Source organism: Acinetobacter sp. RIT698 (genome assembly GCF_009668065.1).
GTDB classification, from domain to species: domain Bacteria; phylum Pseudomonadota; class Gammaproteobacteria; order Pseudomonadales; family Moraxellaceae; genus Acinetobacter; species Acinetobacter guillouiae.
Genome location: NZ_WJYH01000012.1, coordinates 79,629 through 98,162 on the forward strand (window position 1 = coordinate 79,629; position 18,534 = coordinate 98,162).

21 protein-coding genes are annotated in these 18,534 nt (G+C 38.4%); 10 read left to right on the top strand and 11 right to left on the bottom strand.

The genetic code is table 11. The features are described 5' to 3' along the window. The first annotated feature begins 18 nt into the window (after positions 1 to 18). A complete protein-coding gene (locus GJV03_RS07635; protein WP_004823705.1) occupies positions 19 to 438 on the top strand; it encodes a F0F1 ATP synthase subunit epsilon in 420 nt (139 codons plus the stop codon). A gap of 99 nt (positions 439 to 537) precedes the next feature. Here GJV03_RS07635 and GJV03_RS07640 read toward each other — a convergent pair whose 3' ends face one another. Beyond that, complete coding sequence (locus GJV03_RS07640; protein ID WP_154129791.1) at positions 538 to 1,311, bottom strand: tRNA(His) guanylyltransferase Thg1 family protein; 774 nt, start codon at positions 1,309 to 1,311, stop codon at positions 538 to 540. A gap of 96 nt (positions 1,312 to 1,407) precedes the next feature. Here GJV03_RS07640 and GJV03_RS07645 point away from each other — a divergent pair, with 96 nt between their 5' ends. After that, a complete protein-coding gene (locus tag GJV03_RS07645; protein WP_154129792.1) occupies positions 1,408 to 1,707 on the top strand; it encodes a hypothetical protein in 300 nt (99 codons plus the stop codon). Between the two features lie 8 nt (positions 1,708 to 1,715). On the opposite strand, the gene GJV03_RS07650 is transcribed toward GJV03_RS07645, so the two are convergent. Further along, the gene (locus tag GJV03_RS07650) at positions 1,716 to 2,153 is read right to left on the bottom strand and encodes an ATP-binding protein (RefSeq protein ID WP_154129793.1); all 438 of its coding nucleotides are present in this window, start codon (positions 2,151 to 2,153) and stop codon (positions 1,716 to 1,718) included. A gap of 95 nt (positions 2,154 to 2,248) precedes the next feature. Between GJV03_RS07650 and GJV03_RS07655 the strand changes: the two genes are divergently transcribed. After that, positions 2,249 to 2,713 carry a hypothetical protein gene (locus GJV03_RS07655; protein WP_154129794.1) on the top strand — a complete coding sequence of 155 codons (465 nt, stop codon included), beginning with the start codon at positions 2,249 to 2,251 and terminating at the stop codon, positions 2,711 to 2,713. Positions 2,714 to 2,734: 21 nt separating this feature from the next. Here the strand turns inward: GJV03_RS07655 and GJV03_RS07660 are convergent, their stop codons facing one another. The 5 genes from GJV03_RS07660 to GJV03_RS07680 form a co-directional block, all read right to left on the bottom strand. Further along, positions 2,735 to 3,349, bottom strand: coding sequence for a hypothetical protein (locus GJV03_RS07660; RefSeq protein WP_151956318.1), 615 nt, complete (start codon positions 3,347 to 3,349; stop codon positions 2,735 to 2,737). A 279-nt stretch (positions 3,350 to 3,628) separates the two neighbouring features. Then, positions 3,629 to 4,174 carry a glutathione peroxidase gene (locus GJV03_RS07665; protein ID WP_004723411.1) on the bottom strand — a complete coding sequence of 182 codons (546 nt, stop codon included), beginning with the start codon at positions 4,172 to 4,174 and terminating at the stop codon, positions 3,629 to 3,631. Positions 4,175 to 4,328: 154 nt separating this feature from the next. After that, the gene (locus GJV03_RS07670) at positions 4,329 to 4,853 is read right to left on the bottom strand and encodes a hypothetical protein (RefSeq protein ID WP_004723410.1); all 525 of its coding nucleotides are present in this window, start codon (positions 4,851 to 4,853) and stop codon (positions 4,329 to 4,331) included. A 188-nt stretch (positions 4,854 to 5,041) separates the two neighbouring features. Then, the gene (locus tag GJV03_RS07675; RefSeq protein ID WP_105714233.1) at positions 5,042 to 5,788 is read right to left on the bottom strand and encodes a helix-turn-helix domain-containing protein; all 747 of its coding nucleotides are present in this window, start codon (positions 5,786 to 5,788) and stop codon (positions 5,042 to 5,044) included. Between the two features lie 12 nt (positions 5,789 to 5,800). Further along, complete coding sequence (locus GJV03_RS07680) at positions 5,801 to 7,039, bottom strand: MFS transporter (RefSeq protein WP_252720685.1); 1,239 nt, start codon at positions 7,037 to 7,039, stop codon at positions 5,801 to 5,803. Between the two features lie 149 nt (positions 7,040 to 7,188). Here GJV03_RS07680 and GJV03_RS07685 point away from each other — a divergent pair, with 149 nt between their 5' ends. After that, positions 7,189 to 7,833 (top strand): TetR/AcrR family transcriptional regulator, encoded by a 645-nt coding sequence (locus tag GJV03_RS07685; RefSeq protein ID WP_004823720.1) that lies wholly within the window; start codon positions 7,189 to 7,191, stop codon positions 7,831 to 7,833. Positions 7,834 to 7,975: 142 nt separating this feature from the next. After that, positions 7,976 to 8,869 carry a DMT family transporter gene (locus tag GJV03_RS07690; RefSeq protein ID WP_004823721.1) on the top strand — a complete coding sequence of 298 codons (894 nt, stop codon included), beginning with the start codon at positions 7,976 to 7,978 and terminating at the stop codon, positions 8,867 to 8,869. A gap of 634 nt (positions 8,870 to 9,503) precedes the next feature. Here GJV03_RS07690 and GJV03_RS07695 read toward each other — a convergent pair. Genes GJV03_RS07695 through GJV03_RS07705 form a run of 3 tightly spaced genes read right to left on the bottom strand, consistent with a single transcriptional unit; the run spans position 9,504 to position 12,422 of the window. Then, complete coding sequence (locus GJV03_RS07695; protein WP_096735350.1) at positions 9,504 to 10,073, bottom strand: Sua5/YciO/YrdC/YwlC family protein; 570 nt, start codon at positions 10,071 to 10,073, stop codon at positions 9,504 to 9,506. A 46-nt stretch (positions 10,074 to 10,119) separates the two neighbouring features. Then, entirely contained in the window at positions 10,120 to 11,247 is a 1,128-nt protein-coding gene (gene dprA, locus GJV03_RS07700) for a DNA-processing protein DprA (RefSeq protein ID WP_105714234.1), read from the bottom strand. Positions 11,248 to 11,270: 23 nt separating this feature from the next. Then, the gene (locus GJV03_RS07705; protein WP_034618195.1) at positions 11,271 to 12,422 is read right to left on the bottom strand and encodes a LysM peptidoglycan-binding domain-containing protein; all 1,152 of its coding nucleotides are present in this window, start codon (positions 12,420 to 12,422) and stop codon (positions 11,271 to 11,273) included. 123 nt (positions 12,423 to 12,545) lie between these two features. Between GJV03_RS07705 and def the strand changes: the two genes are divergently transcribed. From def to GJV03_RS07725, 4 genes are all read left to right on the top strand, one after another. Continuing rightward, positions 12,546 to 13,076, top strand: coding sequence for a peptide deformylase (gene def / locus GJV03_RS07710; RefSeq protein ID WP_004723400.1), 531 nt, complete (start codon positions 12,546 to 12,548; stop codon positions 13,074 to 13,076). A gap of 108 nt (positions 13,077 to 13,184) precedes the next feature. Beyond that, entirely contained in the window at positions 13,185 to 13,643 is a 459-nt protein-coding gene (locus GJV03_RS07715) for a DUF2946 family protein (protein WP_105714235.1), read from the top strand. Positions 13,644 to 13,713: 70 nt separating this feature from the next. Beyond that, positions 13,714 to 15,792: a TonB-dependent copper receptor gene (locus GJV03_RS07720; protein ID WP_105714236.1), complete on the top strand. Its 2,079-nt coding sequence runs from the start codon at positions 13,714 to 13,716 to the stop codon at positions 15,790 to 15,792. Between the two features lie 42 nt (positions 15,793 to 15,834). After that, positions 15,835 to 16,077, top strand: coding sequence for a hypothetical protein (locus tag GJV03_RS07725; protein ID WP_004823727.1), 243 nt, complete (start codon positions 15,835 to 15,837; stop codon positions 16,075 to 16,077). A gap of 122 nt (positions 16,078 to 16,199) precedes the next feature. Here GJV03_RS07725 and GJV03_RS07730 read toward each other — a convergent pair whose 3' ends face one another. Then, positions 16,200 to 17,408 carry an oxygenase MpaB family protein gene (locus GJV03_RS07730; RefSeq protein ID WP_105714237.1) on the bottom strand — a complete coding sequence of 403 codons (1,209 nt, stop codon included), beginning with the start codon at positions 17,406 to 17,408 and terminating at the stop codon, positions 16,200 to 16,202. An 86-nt stretch (positions 17,409 to 17,494) separates the two neighbouring features. On the opposite strand from GJV03_RS07730, the gene GJV03_RS07735 reads away from it, so the two are divergent. Further along, the gene (locus tag GJV03_RS07735; protein ID WP_004723394.1) at positions 17,495 to 18,109 is read left to right on the top strand and encodes a TetR/AcrR family transcriptional regulator; all 615 of its coding nucleotides are present in this window, start codon (positions 17,495 to 17,497) and stop codon (positions 18,107 to 18,109) included. The last annotated feature ends 425 nt before the right edge of the window (positions 18,110 to 18,534 follow it).

Below are 18,534 nucleotides of genomic sequence, written 5' to 3' on the forward strand. Positions count from 1 at the left end.
CTAATTTAGGAGATTCACATGTCGACTATGCAATGTGATGTTGTAAGTGTTAAAGAGTCTTTGTACTCAGGCACTGTGACAATGCTTATCGCAAAAGGTGCTGGCGGTGAATTGGGTATCATGCCTGGTCACGCTCCGTTAGTCACTTTGCTCAAGCCGGGCGCAATTCGCGTTCTGCTTGAAAACGGTACAGAAGAGTTAATCTATGTATCTGGTGGTGTTCTAGAAGTTCAACCGCATGTTGTTACTGTGCTTGCAGATACTGCAGTTCGTGCTGACAACTTAGATGAAGCTGCAATTCTTGAAGCACGTAAAAATGCTGAACAATTGCTTGCAAATCAAAAAAGCGATTTGGACTCTGCTGCTGCTTTGGCTGCTCTTGCAGAAACTGCTGCTCAGTTGGAAACCATCCGCAAAATCAAAAACCGCGCGCTATAAGACGCAGTTTGAGATTGAAAAACCACCCGCGAGGGTGGTTTTTTTATGCGATTAATTTATGGAGGGTTCAAATTTATATCGGTTCAACATGGTAGGAGCTTATTCTTGGGGGGTGTCCAATAAAAATTGTGTTTGTATAAATTGACTATAATCATCCCCCAAAGGTAATTCATAGTCTTTAAAAATGTGTCGACGAGTTGATACTGTCGACTGTTTAGTTTTTGGATTAAAACCAATTTTTTCAATATCTTTCCAATATAAACCTGTACCACGCTTCTGCCATGCAGGTAATTCATTAAAGTTAATGTCACGGCTAAAGAGTAAATCATGCTTCTCTTGGCGAGATAATCCTTTTACTTGGCCGGTTGCATTTTTTACATTTTCTCCTTCCTTGCGCAACATCCAATAGCAATGTGCATTGAGTGCGTTGCGATGAGCATCTTCATGACGCCAACGAAAATAATCTTCAACAGTTTTTGCATTGGGCAGTATACAAATTCGAGCATCAAAAGTTGCCATCTCACCATGTAAGACACTGAATTTTGCACTGGCTTCTGCGGCTAAAATAGAAATAATTTTTCGTGTTTTACGATTAAAGCTGTCATCTTTTAAATGAAACAGTAAGGAGATTTCATCGCTTTGTGTATAGCCATAAATAATATTAAAGCCACATTGCATTAAGTGAGCAGTTGTTTCGACCATCAAGTCCCTAAAACGAAGATCAAAGGGCGCTTCAAATTTCCAAATATCTTTGGTGAGTTTGGTAAAGCCACGTCCATCCAAACGCACAACGATATATTGTTCTGGTGGTACACAGAAATCATAAGCTGTTTCATAAACACGTAATCGTGTATCTAGATCATCAAATCTCATGGTTAAACTTCTTCGTTATTCTCATGCTAAAGTTATATTTCATCACTGACTAGTTTTAGCATAATCTAAACAATAAAAAAGGAGATATATAAGACAATGCACCTCATCGAACAGCAAGCGCACTTTTGGGAACTTTATCAAACGCAAGATGACTACTATCTTAGCATTGCCGTAGATATGAGTTCTGTTGTTTCATGTTGGGATATTTATTTAACCGGAGTAGAAATTCAGGCGTATCACAACAAAGGTCGAATTGCGATCGAAGATTTGGCAAGTTCAATTGTGGCTGAAACCTATCGTGGAGATTTTTCCAATATAGCAGCTCGTAAGGTATCTAAAGAAATACAACAACAGATGCAAATCGCATTTAAAACATGGCGATTGGCCCAACATTAAATTTTTATTCAGTTATGAGTAATTGAAAAGCCATTATTTTCTATCATATTTATTTTAAACAGCGCATCAAAACCTTCTGAACGATTCGGGACTTCTAATTTATAAAAGGTGGCTTTAACGCCTTTTTCAGCAATATTGGCTTTACCCTCACGTTGTGCATTACGCTGTAAAGTGCTGTCTAGATCCGTTTCAAAATAATATGAAATGATCTCGAAGCCAGCAGTTTTGGCAAGTTGAATATAACGGGCTCGATCGGCTTTGCTCATGTTGGTGTTATCTATCACGATTTTGGTTTTAGAGGCTATAGCTGCTTCAAACAGTATCTTTTCACGATGGCGTGTTTTTAGCATATCGAGATTGATACGTAGATGTGTATGGTAAAAATACTGTTGATAAAAAGTAGATTTACCCGAAGCTTGTACGCCTGTGAATAAAATCAGTTGCATGAAACACTACAAAAATACGGTTAATCTGCTATTAAATCATGTTCATGAACTTTGCTACAATCTATTCATTGTTGTAGAAAACCAATAAACTTAAAATGAAAAAATTAGTTCAATGTCGGTATTTATTTTCAATACTTCTACTGAGTGCTGTTTCAGCATGTCAAAGTCAATTTGTCACTACACCAAATGCACCCACTGAAGCAAGTTTGGTGGCAAATTCAGTGGGAAATGGTTTAGAAACAGAATTAGATATCGATTATGTTGTCGCATTTAAAAATTTGAAAATGGCCTATGGGCAATGTGTTGCCTTTACTGGCGAAAAAGATTTTGTCTTTACCGACAATCGACTAGAACGAGATTTAGAAATGGGAACCTTGTTTACCCGTACAGAGGGTGGGGCGTATTTATCAAAAACCTTGGTGGAATCCATTGGAAAGAATAAAACCCGTTTAACGCTATTTTTACCCGCAAGTTATAAGTCTGCTCAAGCTCGTTTTAAGTTAGATGCTAAACGCGCGCTAGGACAAGATCCATCATGTAATGTCGCAAAGCCAAGCTAAGGCTGATCTGTTCAAATCTAATTAACTCTGTTCAGTGGCTTGCTCTGTATTTGATCCAGGAATCATCATGCCTGCCAGTTTAAGCATATCTAGTTGGATGGTATTCATTTGTTGTTCGATTTTCTTAAAATCAACTTTTGAAATGTCTAAATCACCGTTTAACAGTGCTGAGTTAAGCACTTGCTTATTGGCTTGTAGCACTTGTTGGCGGATACCATCAATCTCTTGGCTTTTTAAATCTAATGAAATCAATGCTGTGTTAAAGCCTTGTAGTTCACGAGTCAATGTTTTGACAGATTGTTGCAGCTCAGCTTGATTTTGTGATTGTATCGCTTGTTGTAAATTAGATTGGCTTTGCTGTAATTTTTCAACATAGTCACCAGTTTTCAGCTGTACGTTGGCAACATCACGTGCGATATAAAACATATTGCCTTGTTTTAAATCTTCAGTACTTTTTGCTGTTGATTGATTATTATTATTTGAGTCGGATGTATTCTCACTCATTTGCGCAGTTTCAATCGCTTGAGCGTCATCTTGTTGACGTGATTGTTCAGCTGCTTGATTACAGCCTAGCAGTAACATGCCAGAAATAAAAATAACAAAAGGCAAAACCGCACCTTGTAAAAGCTTTTTCATCGTTGTCCAAAAGTAATTTAATCGGTTATGAATTCACTATAATTTGCAAAAGTGTAGAGATTGAGGATTGTTGCAAAGGACATACAGTCTGTAACTTTAGAGATTCATTTCTACTCAAACAAAAGCAAAAAGAATGCATTTTTAGCACGCTATTGAAGGTTGTCGAAATTTTAAATTGTGAATAAAGCTAGAGGGAGTTTTGATCGAAAATATAAAATTTTCGATCAAAACTGCAAAATATAAAAATTTATTTAAAGCATAGTGCTTTTAATGCTCAATCTATTTTGCTAATTCAGCTTCAATCGCAGATGTAATTCGTGGATCATCAGCAGTGATATCTGGTGCAAAACGTGCCACGATTTCGCCATTTTTACCGATTAAGAATTTTTCAAAGTTCCAAAGGACTTCAGGTTTTGGGTTTGGTGTTAGGCCATAATCGACTAAGTCTTTCCACCAAGGACCTTCACCAATACGTTCAGGGATTGCATGAATTAAGCTGTCATAAAGTGGATGTTTATCATCACCAGCAACTGAAATTTTAGCAAAAAGCGGGAAGTCGACATTGTAAGTTAAAGAGCAAAATTGCTCGATTTCATCATTTGTTCCAGGCTCTTGCGCAAGAAAGTTATTTGCAGGAAAGCCGAGGATTTCTAAACCTTGATCTTTCTTTTCAGTATATAGTTTTTCTAAACCTTCATATTGTGGAGTAAGGCCACATTTAGATGCAACGTTAACGATTAAAAGAACTTTACCTTGATATTGATTCAAGGTCGTCGCTTCACCTTTGATGGTATTGACTGGGATGTCATAAACGGAATTGCTCATAGGGGTATCCTTAAAAATCAAAAGACAGTGATTAGAAATATGTCTAATGTTTTAGCGATATTCCAAGATTTCAGCAAGTTACATTTGTATATAAGTGTAATAAAAAAAGCAGATCATAGGATCTGCTTTTAAAAACTGCATCAAATTTAATCGATTATGGTGCAGCGTTTGCTTTGGCTTGAAGTGCTTGCATTTCAGTTAACAGGCTTTGTTGTAACTCAGTACCTTTCTTTTGAAGTTCCATGATTTTTTGTGGATCTGGTGAAGTCGCTAAACCAGCTTCAGACATTTCAACGCCTAGGTTATTTGACTCTTTCATTTTGTCACGTACAGACGCAACTTCAGTACTTTTAAGTGCTAAACCATCAAGATCTTTGTTGAAACCATCCACATAAGTTTTCATTTTATCGACAACACCTTTCAGTGCATCTTTATCACCCTTTTGTGCAGCTTGCATCACTTCTGTTTGGAAGTTCAATGCTTCTTTAGCTTTCGCTGTAGACATTGTTTGAAGTGCAGTTAAATCGCTTTTGATATCAGCAGTATTGTTGGTACTTAAAGAAACCGCAGCTGCAGCAGGTTTGTTCTCAGTTCCTGAAGCTGAATCAGCTGGTTTTTTATCACATGCAGTTAAAGCAAACGCTGAAGCACATAGTGTAGCTAGTAGTAATTTTTTCATTTATTCGAACCCTTCATTATTTAAAATTCTTATGAATTTGACGGTAATATATACAAATTCAAAAAGTTATATGCTTAATCTAGAGCATAAGATGCAAAATGCACAATTTTAAGGCAATTTTCTATAGTATTTTTGTATATAAACTTATCAATAAAGCGGAATTAGGCTGCTTGAAAAATACCCCAATCTTAAAGATTTCGCATTTGTGCTGGGGTTTGATGAGTGTAACGCTTAAAAAACTCAATGAAGCTGGACGTATGTTGATAGCCGAGGTCTAAGCTAATTTTTTTAATTGAGACGCCTTGTTGGATCAATGAAATTGCATAAATAATCTTGGCGCGATTACGCCATTCAGACAGCGAAAGTTTAAGGTGCTCTTGGCTAAGTCTAAGTGCATGCCGTTCAGTAATCTGAAAAGTATCGAGAATTTCCTGAAGGCTTTGGGGGAAGCGTGTTGTATCCGACAAATGCTCAAGAATAGGCTTGAGTGTGGGATGGTTGGTTTGCGGTAAATAATGCTCATAACACACACTATTTTGGATTTGATCGACCAACAGTTCTAATAAGTGTTGATAATAGGGAGATGATGGAATCCCTTGTTTCTGCTGCTCTAAAACTTCTTCAATGGTATGACGTAAAAAAGGGCGAATACTTAAAGTCTTTGTGCTTTGGGATAAGCTTTGACAAAGCTGAGGATGAATACGGATACAGATGTAATGCGTCAGTTGATCATCCACAGCTGTACAACAATGTTCGGTTTGCGGCGGAATCCACAAACCATAACTTGGTGGAGACAGATAGGTTTGTTCTGCGACATTGAGTTCTAAAGTCCCATTTAAACTCAAATTAAAATCACCCCATAAATTTGAATGGGGTGTCACTACATCATGCTTTTGGTAGAAAAATTCTTCTACAGAAATCAGCGCTGAATACATAGTTGAAAAGACTTAACTCTCACATTGAACGGCAGTGTTTTCAGCTTTGGGGTTATTTAATCCACGACTCAGCGTGAAGATTGAAATAAAGGCCAAAAGGATAAAACTCAGTACACTATACAATAAAATGTTGGCATTAAAATGGTCAACAACATAGCCACCGATTAATGCACCTGTTGCAATCATCACTTGGAAGAAACCAACAAATAACGGCATGCCTTTTTCTACAGCTTGAGGGGCGTGTAAAAACATCCAAATATTGGCAGTGGTTGGAAATGCACCAAATGCAAAGCCCCAAAGCGCTGTAAGAATAAAGGCGCCTGATGGATGAATGGCAAATAGAGGAAAGCCAAAGAATACAACCGCAAAACAGATGGCAACGAATGCAAAGGTATAACGCACATTCAAATTACCGCTATAACCAGCAAAAGCATTCCCAAAGATACCTGCGATACCAAATAATAACAGTAGAGAACTGATGGTAGCGCTGTCAAAGCCTGCTGAATTTTTAAAGAACGGGGTCAGATAGCTATATGATGAAAAATGAGCTAAACCAATCAACAAAATAATAATCAAACCTTGTCTGGCTTTACTGATTCTTAGCAATGCAGGTAAGTCTTTAAAATGAATGGCAGATTCTGGTTTTAAACTTGGGATAAATTTAATTCCCAACAGTAAAACAACGAAGCCGATGGCGGAGGTAATTCCAAATGATGTTCGCCAGCCATATGCATCACTTAGCCATGTCCCAATCGGTACACCAAGAACAGTGGCTAAAGTTACCCCAGCCATGACAGTTGCTGTTGCTTTCGCAATAGGTAAATGGCTTGGTGCTAAACGACCACTTAAGGCAATCGCAGTCGCCCAAAATCCACCAATTGCAAATCCAAGAATGAAACGGCTCAGCAATAAAATTTCAAAAGTTGATGCAATTGCAGTGATGGCATTGGCAAACACCATCGTTGCAGACAGGGCTAGGAGTAAGTAACGTCGATCTAAATTTTTGACTAGAACGGGAAGGAGTGGTGCTGCTATGGCGGCCATGATCCCTGGGAGAGTGATCATCAAACCCGCTGTACCAACAGATACATGCAAATCACTGGAAATGTCGTTGAGGACACCAATTGGGAGAAACTCACTGGTGACCAAAGCAAAAGCAGTAATTGCAACGGTTAATAGCGCCAACCAGCTCCCTTGGCTACTGGGGGGAATCTCAGAGGACTGTGGTTCTGAAACTTCTGATTGCATCATATTCATGAAGATATATTCCTGCTGTAAAGCGAAAGCATATGGAGGTATTTTTTAATTCATTAACGATCGTTATAAAAATAAAATATTTGATTAATTTTGTGTTGTCAATTAATTTAATAATGTTCGTTATAAAAATATATGTGAAAGTTATGGCTGATTCTGAAAAACATGCTTTAGTCGCTGAAAAACAAGCACCTAAGCGTGGGCGTGGTCGTCCTAAATGTTTTGATGAACAACAAGCGCTACAAAAAGCCATGTTGTTGTTCTGGGAATATGGCTATGAATCCACATCGATGAGCGATTTAACCAAAGCCTTAAATCTTACTGCACCCAGTATATATAGTAGTTTTGGAGATAAATCACAGTTGTTTCATGCCTGTTTGGAATACTACTTAAAGCATGAGGCATGTCCTTTGGAGGTTATTTTTCAACAAGCCAAAACAGCAAAAATCGCCATTGAAATTTATTTGTATGAAAACCTTAAAAAATTGGTTCAACAAAATAAACCGACGGGTTGTATGTTGGTTACCGCAACCATGAATTGTTCACAAGAACATGCACCGATTCAGCATGATCTTTTGCTGAAAAGACAACAAGTCAAAGAAAATATCTACCAACGTTTGCAACAGGGTGTCAAAGAAGGTGACTTAAACCCACACGCCAATATTCAAGCGATGACAGATTATTATTCAACGGTGATTCAAGGTTTAACCATGCAAGCCCGTGATGGGGTTAGTGCTGAACAGTTACAAAGTGTGGTGACTTTAGCAATCAAAACTTGGGAATTATTCTAGGTTTAAAAACGCATAAAATAGCATTTGTCTGAAAAGCCCTATAGATGTCTGAAATGCCATATTTAAATTTATTCCGACTTCATCGATAATCATTTCCAGATCCTATTCGACAGTCAAAATTATGTATAGCAATTCAAAACCCATGTGGTGGGCAATCAGTTTACCGATCATTGCAGTATTGATTTGGTCAATGAATATTGCAGTTACACGTTATGTTTCGGATTATATTTCACCTGTCAGTATTAGCTTTTATCGCTGGTTAGTGGCATTTATTATTTTGACCCCATTTATGTTGCCCCAAGTGTGGAAGCAACGACATTTGGTTAAACAACATTTTATGCAATTTGTGGTGCTGAGTGCTTTTGGTATGTTCTTGTATCAAGGCTTGGCATATAGCGCAGCGCATTACACCACAGCAACCAATATGGGCATTATCAACGCCTTTATTCCAGTATTTACCATTTTTGTTTCGATTCTTATTTTACGTGAAATTCCCAATCGCTTCGCTGTTGTCGGCAGTATCTTGTCTTTTCTTGGTTTACTGTATGTGATTGGCCGAGGGGATTTTAGCAACTTGACTCAATTGGCAGGGCACTCTGGTGATTTGATCATGGTCTTGGCTGTGTTCTTTTATGCTTTTTATGGGGTCTTTCTAAAAAAATGGCAATTGAAAGTTCCATTATTGCTGAGCCTCTATGTGCAAATTGCGTTGACCTTGGTCTACCATTTACCATTTGTGCTTTATTATGGCATTGATGCGATTAACCAAGGCAATGTCGCTAGCGTTTTATATGCGGGTATATTACCTTCTCTTGTTGCACCTTTATTGTGGATGATGGCTGTGCAATATCTAGGTCCAAATCGAACCAGCATTTTTATGAATTTAATGCCAGTATTTACTGCAATCATTGCCTACTTCTGGTTGCATGAGGCCTGGACGATGTCGCATACGATTGGTGGTATTGTCATTTTAGTGGGAATTGCATTGGCACAAAAAAAGTCACTTAGTGTCAAAAAAAGTACATTATTGAGTTAAAATTTAAAGTGTTTTGAGTGAAAAGTGTTCATTTAAAACTTTATTTTTTACGCTTTTTAAGTATTAAATCTGAGCAAAATTTGTTTTTGAATTAGTGATTTAACTATTGAAAATTCAAATAGTAAAACAAATTTAAACACTTAGTTTTATTATTGAAATTCAAGTCATTTGCAATTCACTCAAATGAACAGATATTGTTCAGAAGAATATATTTGTATTCAAAAAAAATTTATAGGATAATATTTTCATCGTAGCGAATTAAGAATTTCTTAATTAAATTGTTCTACACTGAATTTTTCATACCCTCTGGATGTGTTTAACGCATCCTTTTTTATACTCAGCCAACCCTATATGTGGCTGAGTTTTTTTTTGTCTTTTTATTGGCAATATTGAGGGTCTGTTGAAAATTCGTCTACGCCTTGCGCTGCAAACAAAGCAATGCTTTGTTCTTGCTCAGGGTTGTGGCTAAAATTATCTCAGCCTTCGTTATGAAACTCGAAAATAGTCTCGCTATTCTCTTCGTTTCCTGCTTTACGACGTATACGTCTCATGCTCAATTTTAACCTACAACGCAAGCCATTTATGAAATTCCAACAGGCCCTGAACCCATGTTTGAATGAATATTTTAACGTGTTTAAGCCCGAATCACTTGTGCTGTAGATGCGTCAATGATTTTGCTTGGTTCGCGACTTAAACCAAGATCGCCGTTTAAATAATTCAATTCCGAACCAAAATATTGACTGGCTTGTTGTAAAGATCTTGCTGGTTCTAAACCTGCCGAATTTGCACTGGTCGACACAATAAAGCCATTAAAGGCATTACATAAGGCAATGCACAAAGGGTGATTGGTTACACGAACCGCAACCTGAGCATGCTGGCCTTTAATCCATTGTGGAATTTTATCATCAGCTGGAAGTAGCCAAGTTGTTGCACGTTCTGTTCTAGAGCGTTGCGTCCATGATTGAATGATTTGTTCACGAATAATAGGGTCAATTTCTGTTAATAGATGCTCAACTTGTGAGAGCTGTCCTGCCAATAAAATTACGCCTTTCTCTATAGGGCGTTGTTTAAGCCTTAAAATTTCTAAAAAAGCCTGTTCATTGAACGGATCACAGCCTAAACCCCATACTGCCTCTGTTGGATAAGCCAAGACTTTACCTTGTTGAAGAATTTGTGCAGCTTCAGCAACTGAGGTTGTAATCATCTATGTTTACCTTGCCATTTCGTGGAATAAGCCACTATTGTGAACCTTAATAACTGACTCGGCAACGTAAGTACAGCCCAGATTGTTGAATACAGTGACCCAAAAGTTCTAATTCCATAAGATCGCTTGTGAGTTGTGCAATGTCTAAATTTGCGTTTTGAGCAAGCGTATCTAAGTCTTGCCCAATCCAATCCAGCAATTGATACAGCTTAAATAAATGCTCGGGAATTTCTGGCATTGGGGAGAGTGATTCAGACTGTTGTGCACAATGCCATTGGGTGGGAAGTGCTAAATCTTCAACAATCTGTTCTGGATGATCAACCAGAATGGCCCCTTCACGAATGAGCTGATGACATCCTTGATGATGCTCTCCATAAATATGCCCTGGAATTGCAAAAATCACTTTACCTTGTTCTGCGGCAGCTTGCGCCGTAATCAGTGAACCACTACCCAGTTGTGCTTCTGCGACAACAACACCTAAGCTCAAACCACTCACGATCCGATTTCGATAGGGAAAATTGCGCTGAATAGGCTGAGTTTCTGGCAGGTATTCAGTCAAAATCGTTCCTGAATGCTGCAAAATTTGTTCTTGTAACTGTCTATTTTGACTAGGATAAACCAGATCTAAGCCTGTACCGATCACCGCAATGGTTCGATGGTGTTTTAGTCCACCCATATGTGCAGCGGCATCAATTCCCAGTGCTAGGCCACTGGTAATAAAAAAGCCCTTTTCACTCAAATAGTAAGCAAAATCATAAGCCACTTGTTTGCCATGCGGACTTGGCTTTCGGCTACCCACGATGGCGATTTGCGGTTGACTTAGATTCTGAAATGCACCTTTACCAAATAGAATTGGTGGATGATCAGGATAAGGTAGCAGTTGTTGAGGATAATGAGGGTCGGTATCTAAAAGAATAAAATCTGTATGTTGTTGAATTTTATCGAAGCAAACTTGAAATTTGGATTGCCCAAGCGCAGTGAAAAATTCACTGGCTCTTTCAAGATGGTTTTTATGAATTTTGGCTTCAGACCAGCGGTTTAAATTTTCAGCTTGCAGCGCTTTTGCGATAGAACCAAAATGTGTTTCTAATTTATGAAAAGCGCTGAGCGAATGTTGAACCAAATACCAAAGTCTGATGGCATCATATTGGTCATTGGATATTTGCTTCAACATATTTAAATCACATCATGAAAAACTTAGTTATCTGCAATTGCAGGTGGTTTAATTTCAGCACCCATTTTAATTGGTAAATTACTTTCCAAAATATAGGCATAGCTGAGGTGATCAAAACTCTTAAAGATCATCAGTGTACCAATTTTTTGACTTGGTAATTTCACAGACTCTTTAGTTTTTGGGTCACGGACTGTTTCACCTTGTTGGTAAATACTAAAGACTTGCCCAGGTTTAGCACCTTGTAAGCTACCACGGTCAATGGTGACTACACTATATTGCGCTGCTGTACCAATTGAACCTTGTACACGAACCACTTTACCGCCATTGCTGACTTCATTGGTGGTGGTTGGATAGAACAAACTCGGCAATTCAGCATCATAGCTTGGTAGGACATAGTCGCCCTTACGCACTTCAGCATTATAACTTTTGGTTAACTCTAGGGTGGTGACATCATTTTCACCAGCCGCCGCAGTTGCAGAAGCAACCTCAGTTAACTCCATGCCCGCATTAAACTTTTTGCCTTCAGCATTGAGGAATGTATAGGGTTTGCCTTCACGATAGATCCCATAACGTTGACCCACGACTAAGCCATTTCCACGCGCATAAACGGTTTGTCCTGCACCCGTAATCACACGATTATCAGCAGCACCGATGGTATAAGGGATGTTCTGTAAAGATTCAGGATTGACCACAATACTGTGTTCTAACCACGGTTGAATATCTGATAATGGAATCACTGAAATCGCATTATTTAAGGATTCAACGCGTATTTGAGGGCGTAAAGATGTTCCACCTTGATGACGACGGATAATTCCATCACAACCATCACCTTCATCTACACCAATCAATGGGCGACCATCTAAAGTACACAACAATAATTTATCGCCTGGATAAATCCAATGTGGATTTTTAACATGCTTATTGCTTGCCCAGATTTCAGGCCAGCGCCAAGGCTTGCTTAAAAATTTCCCCGCAATATCCCATAAAGTATCACCACGTTTCACCACATAGACATTGGGGGCACTGGATTTCAGTGCAGGTGGATTGGTATTTGGACTTGCGTGTGTGATTTCCATGTAAGTGAATCCTGCACTTAAACATAGTGTTACAGCAAGTAATTGTTTCTTGAACCCCTTGGCATGAAAGTTCGTTATGCCAGTTAAAACCTTTTTCATTATCATAATTCCTAAAATTATGTCTCTATATGCGTTATAATACGCATATTACACACATTTTTTTAATGAAGCATATTCTTCATTTAGTTTTAAGATCAATGGCATAGCAACAGAGGGTACAGTATGGCCTTATTACCTATTTTAAGTTTTCCTGATCCCCGTTTACGCACCATTGCAAAACCTGTCGATGTGGTAACTGATGAAATTCGCCAGTTAGCAGCAGACATGTTTGAAACCATGTATGAAGCGCCAGGTATTGGTCTGGCTGCTACACAGGTCGATCAGCATATTCAGCTTATCGTAATGGATCTGTCTGAAGACAAAGACCAACCTATGGTGTTCATTAACCCCAAAATAACACCGCTTACAGAAGAAACCTTATCTTATGAGGAAGGCTGTCTATCTGTTCCTCAAATATACGATAAAGTTGAGCGTCCGTCACGAGTTAAAATTGAAGCAATTAACCTTGAAGGTCAAGCTTTTGAAGTCGAAGCGGATGATCTATTGGCGGTATGTATTCAACATGAAATGGATCACTTAAACGGTAAATTATTTGTGGATTACTTATCCCCTTTAAAGCGTCAACGTGCGCGTGAAAAAGTGGAAAAAGTGGTTCGTCAGCGTGAAAAGCAAAAAGTTCCAGCAAAACGTTGATCTGAGTCAGTTGAATTTTAAAAACTTTTAAAATTTTCCTGTATAACAAAGCCCAATTTTGTTTGGGCTTTGTTATACTCTGGCTCGAAAAATGTTGAGACGAACGTTTTGTTGAGAATAGGTTTACTGCTCGGTTTTACCGCAGTTTTTTTACAGATTGCTGTATTTTTACAGCCTTTGCTACCGAAGCAATATCAAATTGCGCCGGTCTGTGAAACTATTACTCAAGCTTTAGTACAAAGTCATTTCTACGAAAAGCATCAACATAGCACCCATCATCAACATCAATCTGCACATGAAGCTGCCAGTCATGACCATCTATTGGCCCATGCTGAACATGCAGCGCCAGAGCAACCAAGTTCACATCACCATGATGCGGGTCACCAGTGCCAATACTGTACAGTCTATGGCAATTTGGTTTTACCTCCTGAACTTGAAATCAAAGAAATATTAGATCGTATCCAAGTGCGACTGGTTGCATTTCAAAAAGCATTTCGACATGTCTATTTTGTATTGCAACGTTTGTTTCTACTTCCCCAAGGGCGAGCCCCGCCACTTTTTGCATAAATCAAAAACTTAATTTTTAGGGTCTTCATTGACTCCAGCCTTGTTTAATTTATGATTTAAGAGAAAGAAAATGGCTCAACCTCAATTCTTTTTACAGCCTTTAGCGGCTGCGGTTTGTGTTGCTTGTTATTCTACAGCGGCATTTGCACACGATCAGGAACATGCATCTCAACTTGCTCCAATCGTGGTTACAGCACAGTTAAATAATGATGCCAATGGTTTGATTATTCATGCTGATCCAAAACAGCCGATTCAACCTGTACCTGCTACAGATGGTGCTGATTATTTGCAAAGTATTGCAGGCTTTAATTCAATTAAAAGCGGTGGAACCAATGGAGATGTCACATTCCGCGGCATGTTTGGTTCACGGATTAAAATTTTAACAGATGGTACCGAAAATTTAGGTGCATGCCCTGCACGCATGGATGCACCTACATCGTATATTCAACCCGAAAGTTTTGACCGTATTTCGGTGGTAAAGGGACCTCAGACGGTTCAATATGCCAATACAGGTTCAGCAGCCACGGTGATTTTTGAACGTCAAAAACCAACCTTAACAGATGATAAAAATTATCAAGGTCAAGCCAGTGTTTTAGTCGGTTCTTTTGGACGTTTGGATCACAATATTGAAGCTGCTGTAGGTGACAGTAAAAAATACATGCGTATCAATGCCAATCGTTCTGAGTCAAACAGCTATGAGGATGGTGATGGCAATAAAGTGCCTTCTTCTTGGGAGCGCTGGAATACTGATTTAGCCTTAGGCTGGACACCCGATGAAGATACATGGGTTGAACTGACGGGTGGTAAAGCCGATGGTGAGGCTGAATACGCAGGCCGAACCATGGATGGTTCTCAATTTGCACGTGAAAGCTTAGGCTTACGAGTTGAAAAGAAGAATTTAAGCCCTGTGATTAAAAAGCTCGAAGGGCAAGTGAACTATAGTTATAACGACCATATTATGGATAACTTTAGTTTACGTACTCCACCATTGGCAGAAATGACACATGGTGGCATGAAGATGTTGATGCCAAACCCAATGGCAATGCAGGTGACACGTCGTACTTTAAATAGCCGTTTAGCCATGACCAGTGAATGGGATAAGCTCAGTTTAATTACTGGGGTGGATTCTCAGCTGAACAAACATGGCGGCAGTATGTCATCACCGACCATGCCATCCATGAATGTTGCATTTAGAGAGGATATGCGCTTCCAATCTTATGGTGCTTTCGGAGAAATGACCTATCAATTCAATGATGCTTATAAATTGGTGACAGGTGCACGAATTGATCAAGTTAAAATTGATGCATTAAAACTGAATGATCAACGTAAAGAAACTTTGCCAAGTGCATTTATTCGTTTAGAAAATCAATCTCCTGAACATAATGCCAAATCTTATATTGGTTTAGGTTATGTGGAACGTGTTCCAGATTATTGGGAGCTATTCAGTACTGCACATGGTAATACTGGTATGTCTAAACCGACGTTTAATGATCTAAACACTGAAAAAACTTTACAGTTGGATCTCGGTTATCAATACCAACATGATGCATTGAGTGTATGGACATCTGCTTATGCTGGACTTATTAATGACTTTATTTTATTGAGTTATCATAATCATCCAACGGGCGGGATGGATGGACATAGTCATGGTTCATCATTTAGTGCGGGTGCAAAAAATGTCGATGCAACTATTGCGGGTGCTGAAGCGGGGATCGGTTATCAATTTACTGATGCGATTCAAGCGGATTTAAGTGCAATGTATGCATGGGGCGAAAATACCGATACACATAAACCATTGCCACAAATTGCGCCTTTAGAAGGTCGTTTGAATTTACGTTATGTTCAAGATAAATATTCTTTAGGTTTATTATGGCGTGCAGTGGCGAAACAAGATCGTATTAGCTTAAATCAAGGTAATATTGTCGGTTACGACACTGGTGAAAGTAAAAGCTTTACCACCTTGGCATTGAATGCGTCATATAACATTCAAAAAGATCTAAATCTTGCTGTTGGTGTCGACAATGTCTTAGATAAAACCTATACCGAGCATTTAAACAAATTGGGTGTAGGTGCGGATGGTCAAGTCGGCACTCAACAATTTAATAATACAGGGCGTAATTATTGGGCTCGTATTAGCATGAAATTTTAATTGATTTAAAACTGATTTTTTACAGAAATATGAGGATGTTCTATGAGTAATGACAGTAATAAGTTGTCACCTGAAAAATCGTTTTGGGGATGGAAGTTGCTGATTATCGCAATTATTTTAAGCTGTATTTTTATGGGAATCTTCTATTTGGCGATTACCAACGAGCCTGACTATATGCCAAGCCAAAAACAGAATGCAGCTCAGCAACATGATATGTCTAAGATGAGTCATGAAAGTATGCCAAACATGGATCAGCCAGCTTCTGAGGCAACGCATTCTCATTGATCAATGGGTAATGTGACGCGAAGTCATGTAATGTGAAACAAGGGGGAGGCCAATTGGCTTCCCTTTGTTTTTTCGAGTGTTCCTATTTAATTTAATCATGAAGTACGTATGGAGAGTAGATCTTACTGATGCATACTCGCTAATTGTTTCCCCGCATTTTGATAAAGTTCGAGTGCATATTCTTGTTCTGCACGACCATTCTGTTGCAAATATTGATCCAGTTTGTCGATATGCTTAGCGCTCCGGTAGAGCAGGGTATTTTTTGCAATTAAATAAAGCGGATACCAAGCCAAAGTACGTGGCTTGAGTCCTAGGTTTTTCATTTTACGTTGCCCAATAAAAAACTGGGTAATATCCAAGTGATTTTGATAGGCTTTTTTCTGCAAAAAAGAATTAAAGTGTTTGTAATGTCGTTCAAAAGGCTCTTTGGATAAGCTAATGGCTAAAGCTTTGCTACTTTCATCGGCTTTAGGATGGGCATCATTCATCCATTGCAGTAGTTTCCATGCGTCAGACTCTTTATTGACTAGCCATTTTTCATCTACTCCCATTAACCAGCCCGTATATTTCCAAAAATGCATGATGGCTTCTGATTCGGTTTTGCTTGGAAAAATACCAATGGCTCTGACACCGAGAAGTAACACCGCACTAAATGCGATATTGGTCATGGCTTGATCATATTGATTGATCGGCGCTCCCCAAATATCGTTATCCCAGTCTTTGGATTTATTGAGTTGATGTCGTACCAACGAATGAATAAAACGCACATAAATGGTGGAAGTAAAACCATTGTTAAAACGAGAGAAACTATCTTGTTGATTGACATCAAGCCACCATTTGTGGGTTTCAGCTAAGCGTTTTCCAGCGTATTTATGTAAAGCACCTGTCATAATTAACGGTTGATTAAAACCAGGGTATTGATAACCCGTCATTAAAGCCACATCGCGTAAAATAAAAGTACCATTTGTCCCTAAACGATGGGTAAATTTGATCGCAGTTTCAATTTTAGCTGGATCAAGCCAAGTAGGCGCTTGTTCAACCATTTTAAAAAAATCAGTTAATTCAGGGATTTCATCGGGAAGTTTATCCAAACCTTGATACAAGGCTGTTTCAAAAAGCTTTCTATTTTGTCTAGGATTGGTCATCACCCAATCCATAACTTTATCCATCGCGATATCACCAGTCTGTAAGGCTCGATTGAGTGAAAGATATTCGTCATAACTCGGTTGTAACTGCTGGTCTGTAAAATAATAAAAAAGCTTAGACTTCATATTTGTTCGTGCCATGGTCTCAAATGAGGCAAGGCGTTGAGGCTTAATTAATGTTTGCATTTTGAGCGCGACCTGATTATTGTTTAGTCAAACTCTAATATGAATAATTATTCGCATTCAATTCGCATTTTGGAGTGAACCGCAAGATGAGAAAACAACCACAACAACAACGTGCTCGGAATGTCGTAGATAGTATCTTGGAAGCAACTCAATTATGTGTTGCTGAATATGGCTTAATCAACGTCACTACACCCAAAATTTCAGAAAAATCAGGTGTCAGTGTTGGTTCTATCTATCAGTATTTTGGCAATAAAGAAGAAATTATTCAGGAGCTTTTAAGTCGTAAAAGTGAGCAGCTGGGGCTTGCGTTGAAACAGATTGCGATTAGCCAAGAAGAATTGAGCTTAGAAGAAATCATTCCACTTAGTCTTCAATTCGGTTTTGACATGATGAAAGCCGATGGTGGCTTTTTTATTGAAGTGCTTAAACATTGGCATGGCTATAACAATTCAGAAGCGGCAAAAGTGTTAGAAAAGCATTTCTATGAAGTGGGATTGTATGTATTTAGCCGTTTTTTTAATCATTGGAGTTTTGAAGTACTTAAAAATAAATCCTTTGTCATTATCAATAGTACGCTTTTTACCATGATGCGTTATGTCAGCCATAATAATTTTCTAATTTCAGAACAGCAGCTAAAAAAAGAATTAACTTTGATGATTTTGGCTTATCTAGAGCAAGGTGCCAACCCTAATTCACTTTAGGAAAATTATTTAATGGGGAGAGGGGGATTCATAGATTGTACTCGACTTATATAGACATACATCCAAATATAACTAAGGCTTGGTTTTATCGAACCCGATTTTATAGAGTTGGTTTTATAGAGTTGGTTTTATAGCGTTGGTTTTAGCGAGTCTAAGTATTGTTTGAGTTGGGACAAGATATTGATCTCTTTATCGGGAAGAGTTCGATGCTTCTATTCAATGATAAAAGTGATCTATCTCCTTATATAGATTTTAATCGCCGTATCTCTATTAAATTGCATTTATAACAATGCTAAGGGGTATACAAGAGGCCGTTTTAGTTGTTTTAGTGAATATATGATGGGGTATTGGTTTTTTATTGCTGTGTTTTTATGCAAAAAAGCAGATTTTTAAAGAAAAAGTGCTGTTTTAGAAGAATAAATAAA

Bases quoted from the DNA above. Each gene is read 5' to 3' on its own strand.
- GJV03_RS07635 (WP_004823705.1), top strand. From the start codon at position 19: ATGTCGACTATGCAATGTGATGTTGTAAGTGTTAAAGAGTCTTTGTAC.
- GJV03_RS07640 (WP_154129791.1), bottom strand. From the start codon at position 1,311: ATGAGATTTGATGATCTAGATACACGATTACGTGTTTATGAAACAGCT.
- GJV03_RS07645 (WP_154129792.1), top strand. From the start codon at position 1,408: ATGCACCTCATCGAACAGCAAGCGCACTTTTGGGAACTTTATCAAACG.
- GJV03_RS07650 (WP_154129793.1), bottom strand. From the start codon at position 2,153: ATGCAACTGATTTTATTCACAGGCGTACAAGCTTCGGGTAAATCTACT.
- GJV03_RS07655 (WP_154129794.1), top strand. From the start codon at position 2,249: ATGAAAAAATTAGTTCAATGTCGGTATTTATTTTCAATACTTCTACTG.
- GJV03_RS07660 (WP_151956318.1), bottom strand. From the start codon at position 3,349: ATGAAAAAGCTTTTACAAGGTGCGGTTTTGCCTTTTGTTATTTTTATT.
- GJV03_RS07665 (WP_004723411.1), bottom strand. From the start codon at position 4,174: ATGAGCAATTCCGTTTATGACATCCCAGTCAATACCATCAAAGGTGAA.
- GJV03_RS07670 (WP_004723410.1), bottom strand. From the start codon at position 4,853: ATGAAAAAATTACTACTAGCTACACTATGTGCTTCAGCGTTTGCTTTA.
- GJV03_RS07675 (WP_105714233.1), bottom strand. From the start codon at position 5,788: ATGTATTCAGCGCTGATTTCTGTAGAAGAATTTTTCTACCAAAAGCAT.
- GJV03_RS07680 (WP_252720685.1), bottom strand. From the start codon at position 7,039: ATGATGCAATCAGAAGTTTCAGAACCACAGTCCTCTGAGATTCCCCCC.
- GJV03_RS07685 (WP_004823720.1), top strand. From the start codon at position 7,189: ATGGCTGATTCTGAAAAACATGCTTTAGTCGCTGAAAAACAAGCACCT.
- GJV03_RS07690 (WP_004823721.1), top strand. From the start codon at position 7,976: ATGTGGTGGGCAATCAGTTTACCGATCATTGCAGTATTGATTTGGTCA.
- GJV03_RS07695 (WP_096735350.1), bottom strand. From the start codon at position 10,073: ATGATTACAACCTCAGTTGCTGAAGCTGCACAAATTCTTCAACAAGGT.
- dprA (WP_105714234.1), bottom strand. From the start codon at position 11,247: ATGTTGAAGCAAATATCCAATGACCAATATGATGCCATCAGACTTTGG.
- GJV03_RS07705 (WP_034618195.1), bottom strand. From the start codon at position 12,422: ATGAAAAAGGTTTTAACTGGCATAACGAACTTTCATGCCAAGGGGTTC.
- def (WP_004723400.1), top strand. From the start codon at position 12,546: ATGGCCTTATTACCTATTTTAAGTTTTCCTGATCCCCGTTTACGCACC.
- GJV03_RS07720 (WP_105714236.1), top strand. From the start codon at position 13,714: ATGGCTCAACCTCAATTCTTTTTACAGCCTTTAGCGGCTGCGGTTTGT.
- GJV03_RS07725 (WP_004823727.1), top strand. From the start codon at position 15,835: ATGAGTAATGACAGTAATAAGTTGTCACCTGAAAAATCGTTTTGGGGA.
- GJV03_RS07730 (WP_105714237.1), bottom strand. From the start codon at position 17,408: ATGCAAACATTAATTAAGCCTCAACGCCTTGCCTCATTTGAGACCATG.
- GJV03_RS07735 (WP_004723394.1), top strand. From the start codon at position 17,495: ATGAGAAAACAACCACAACAACAACGTGCTCGGAATGTCGTAGATAGT.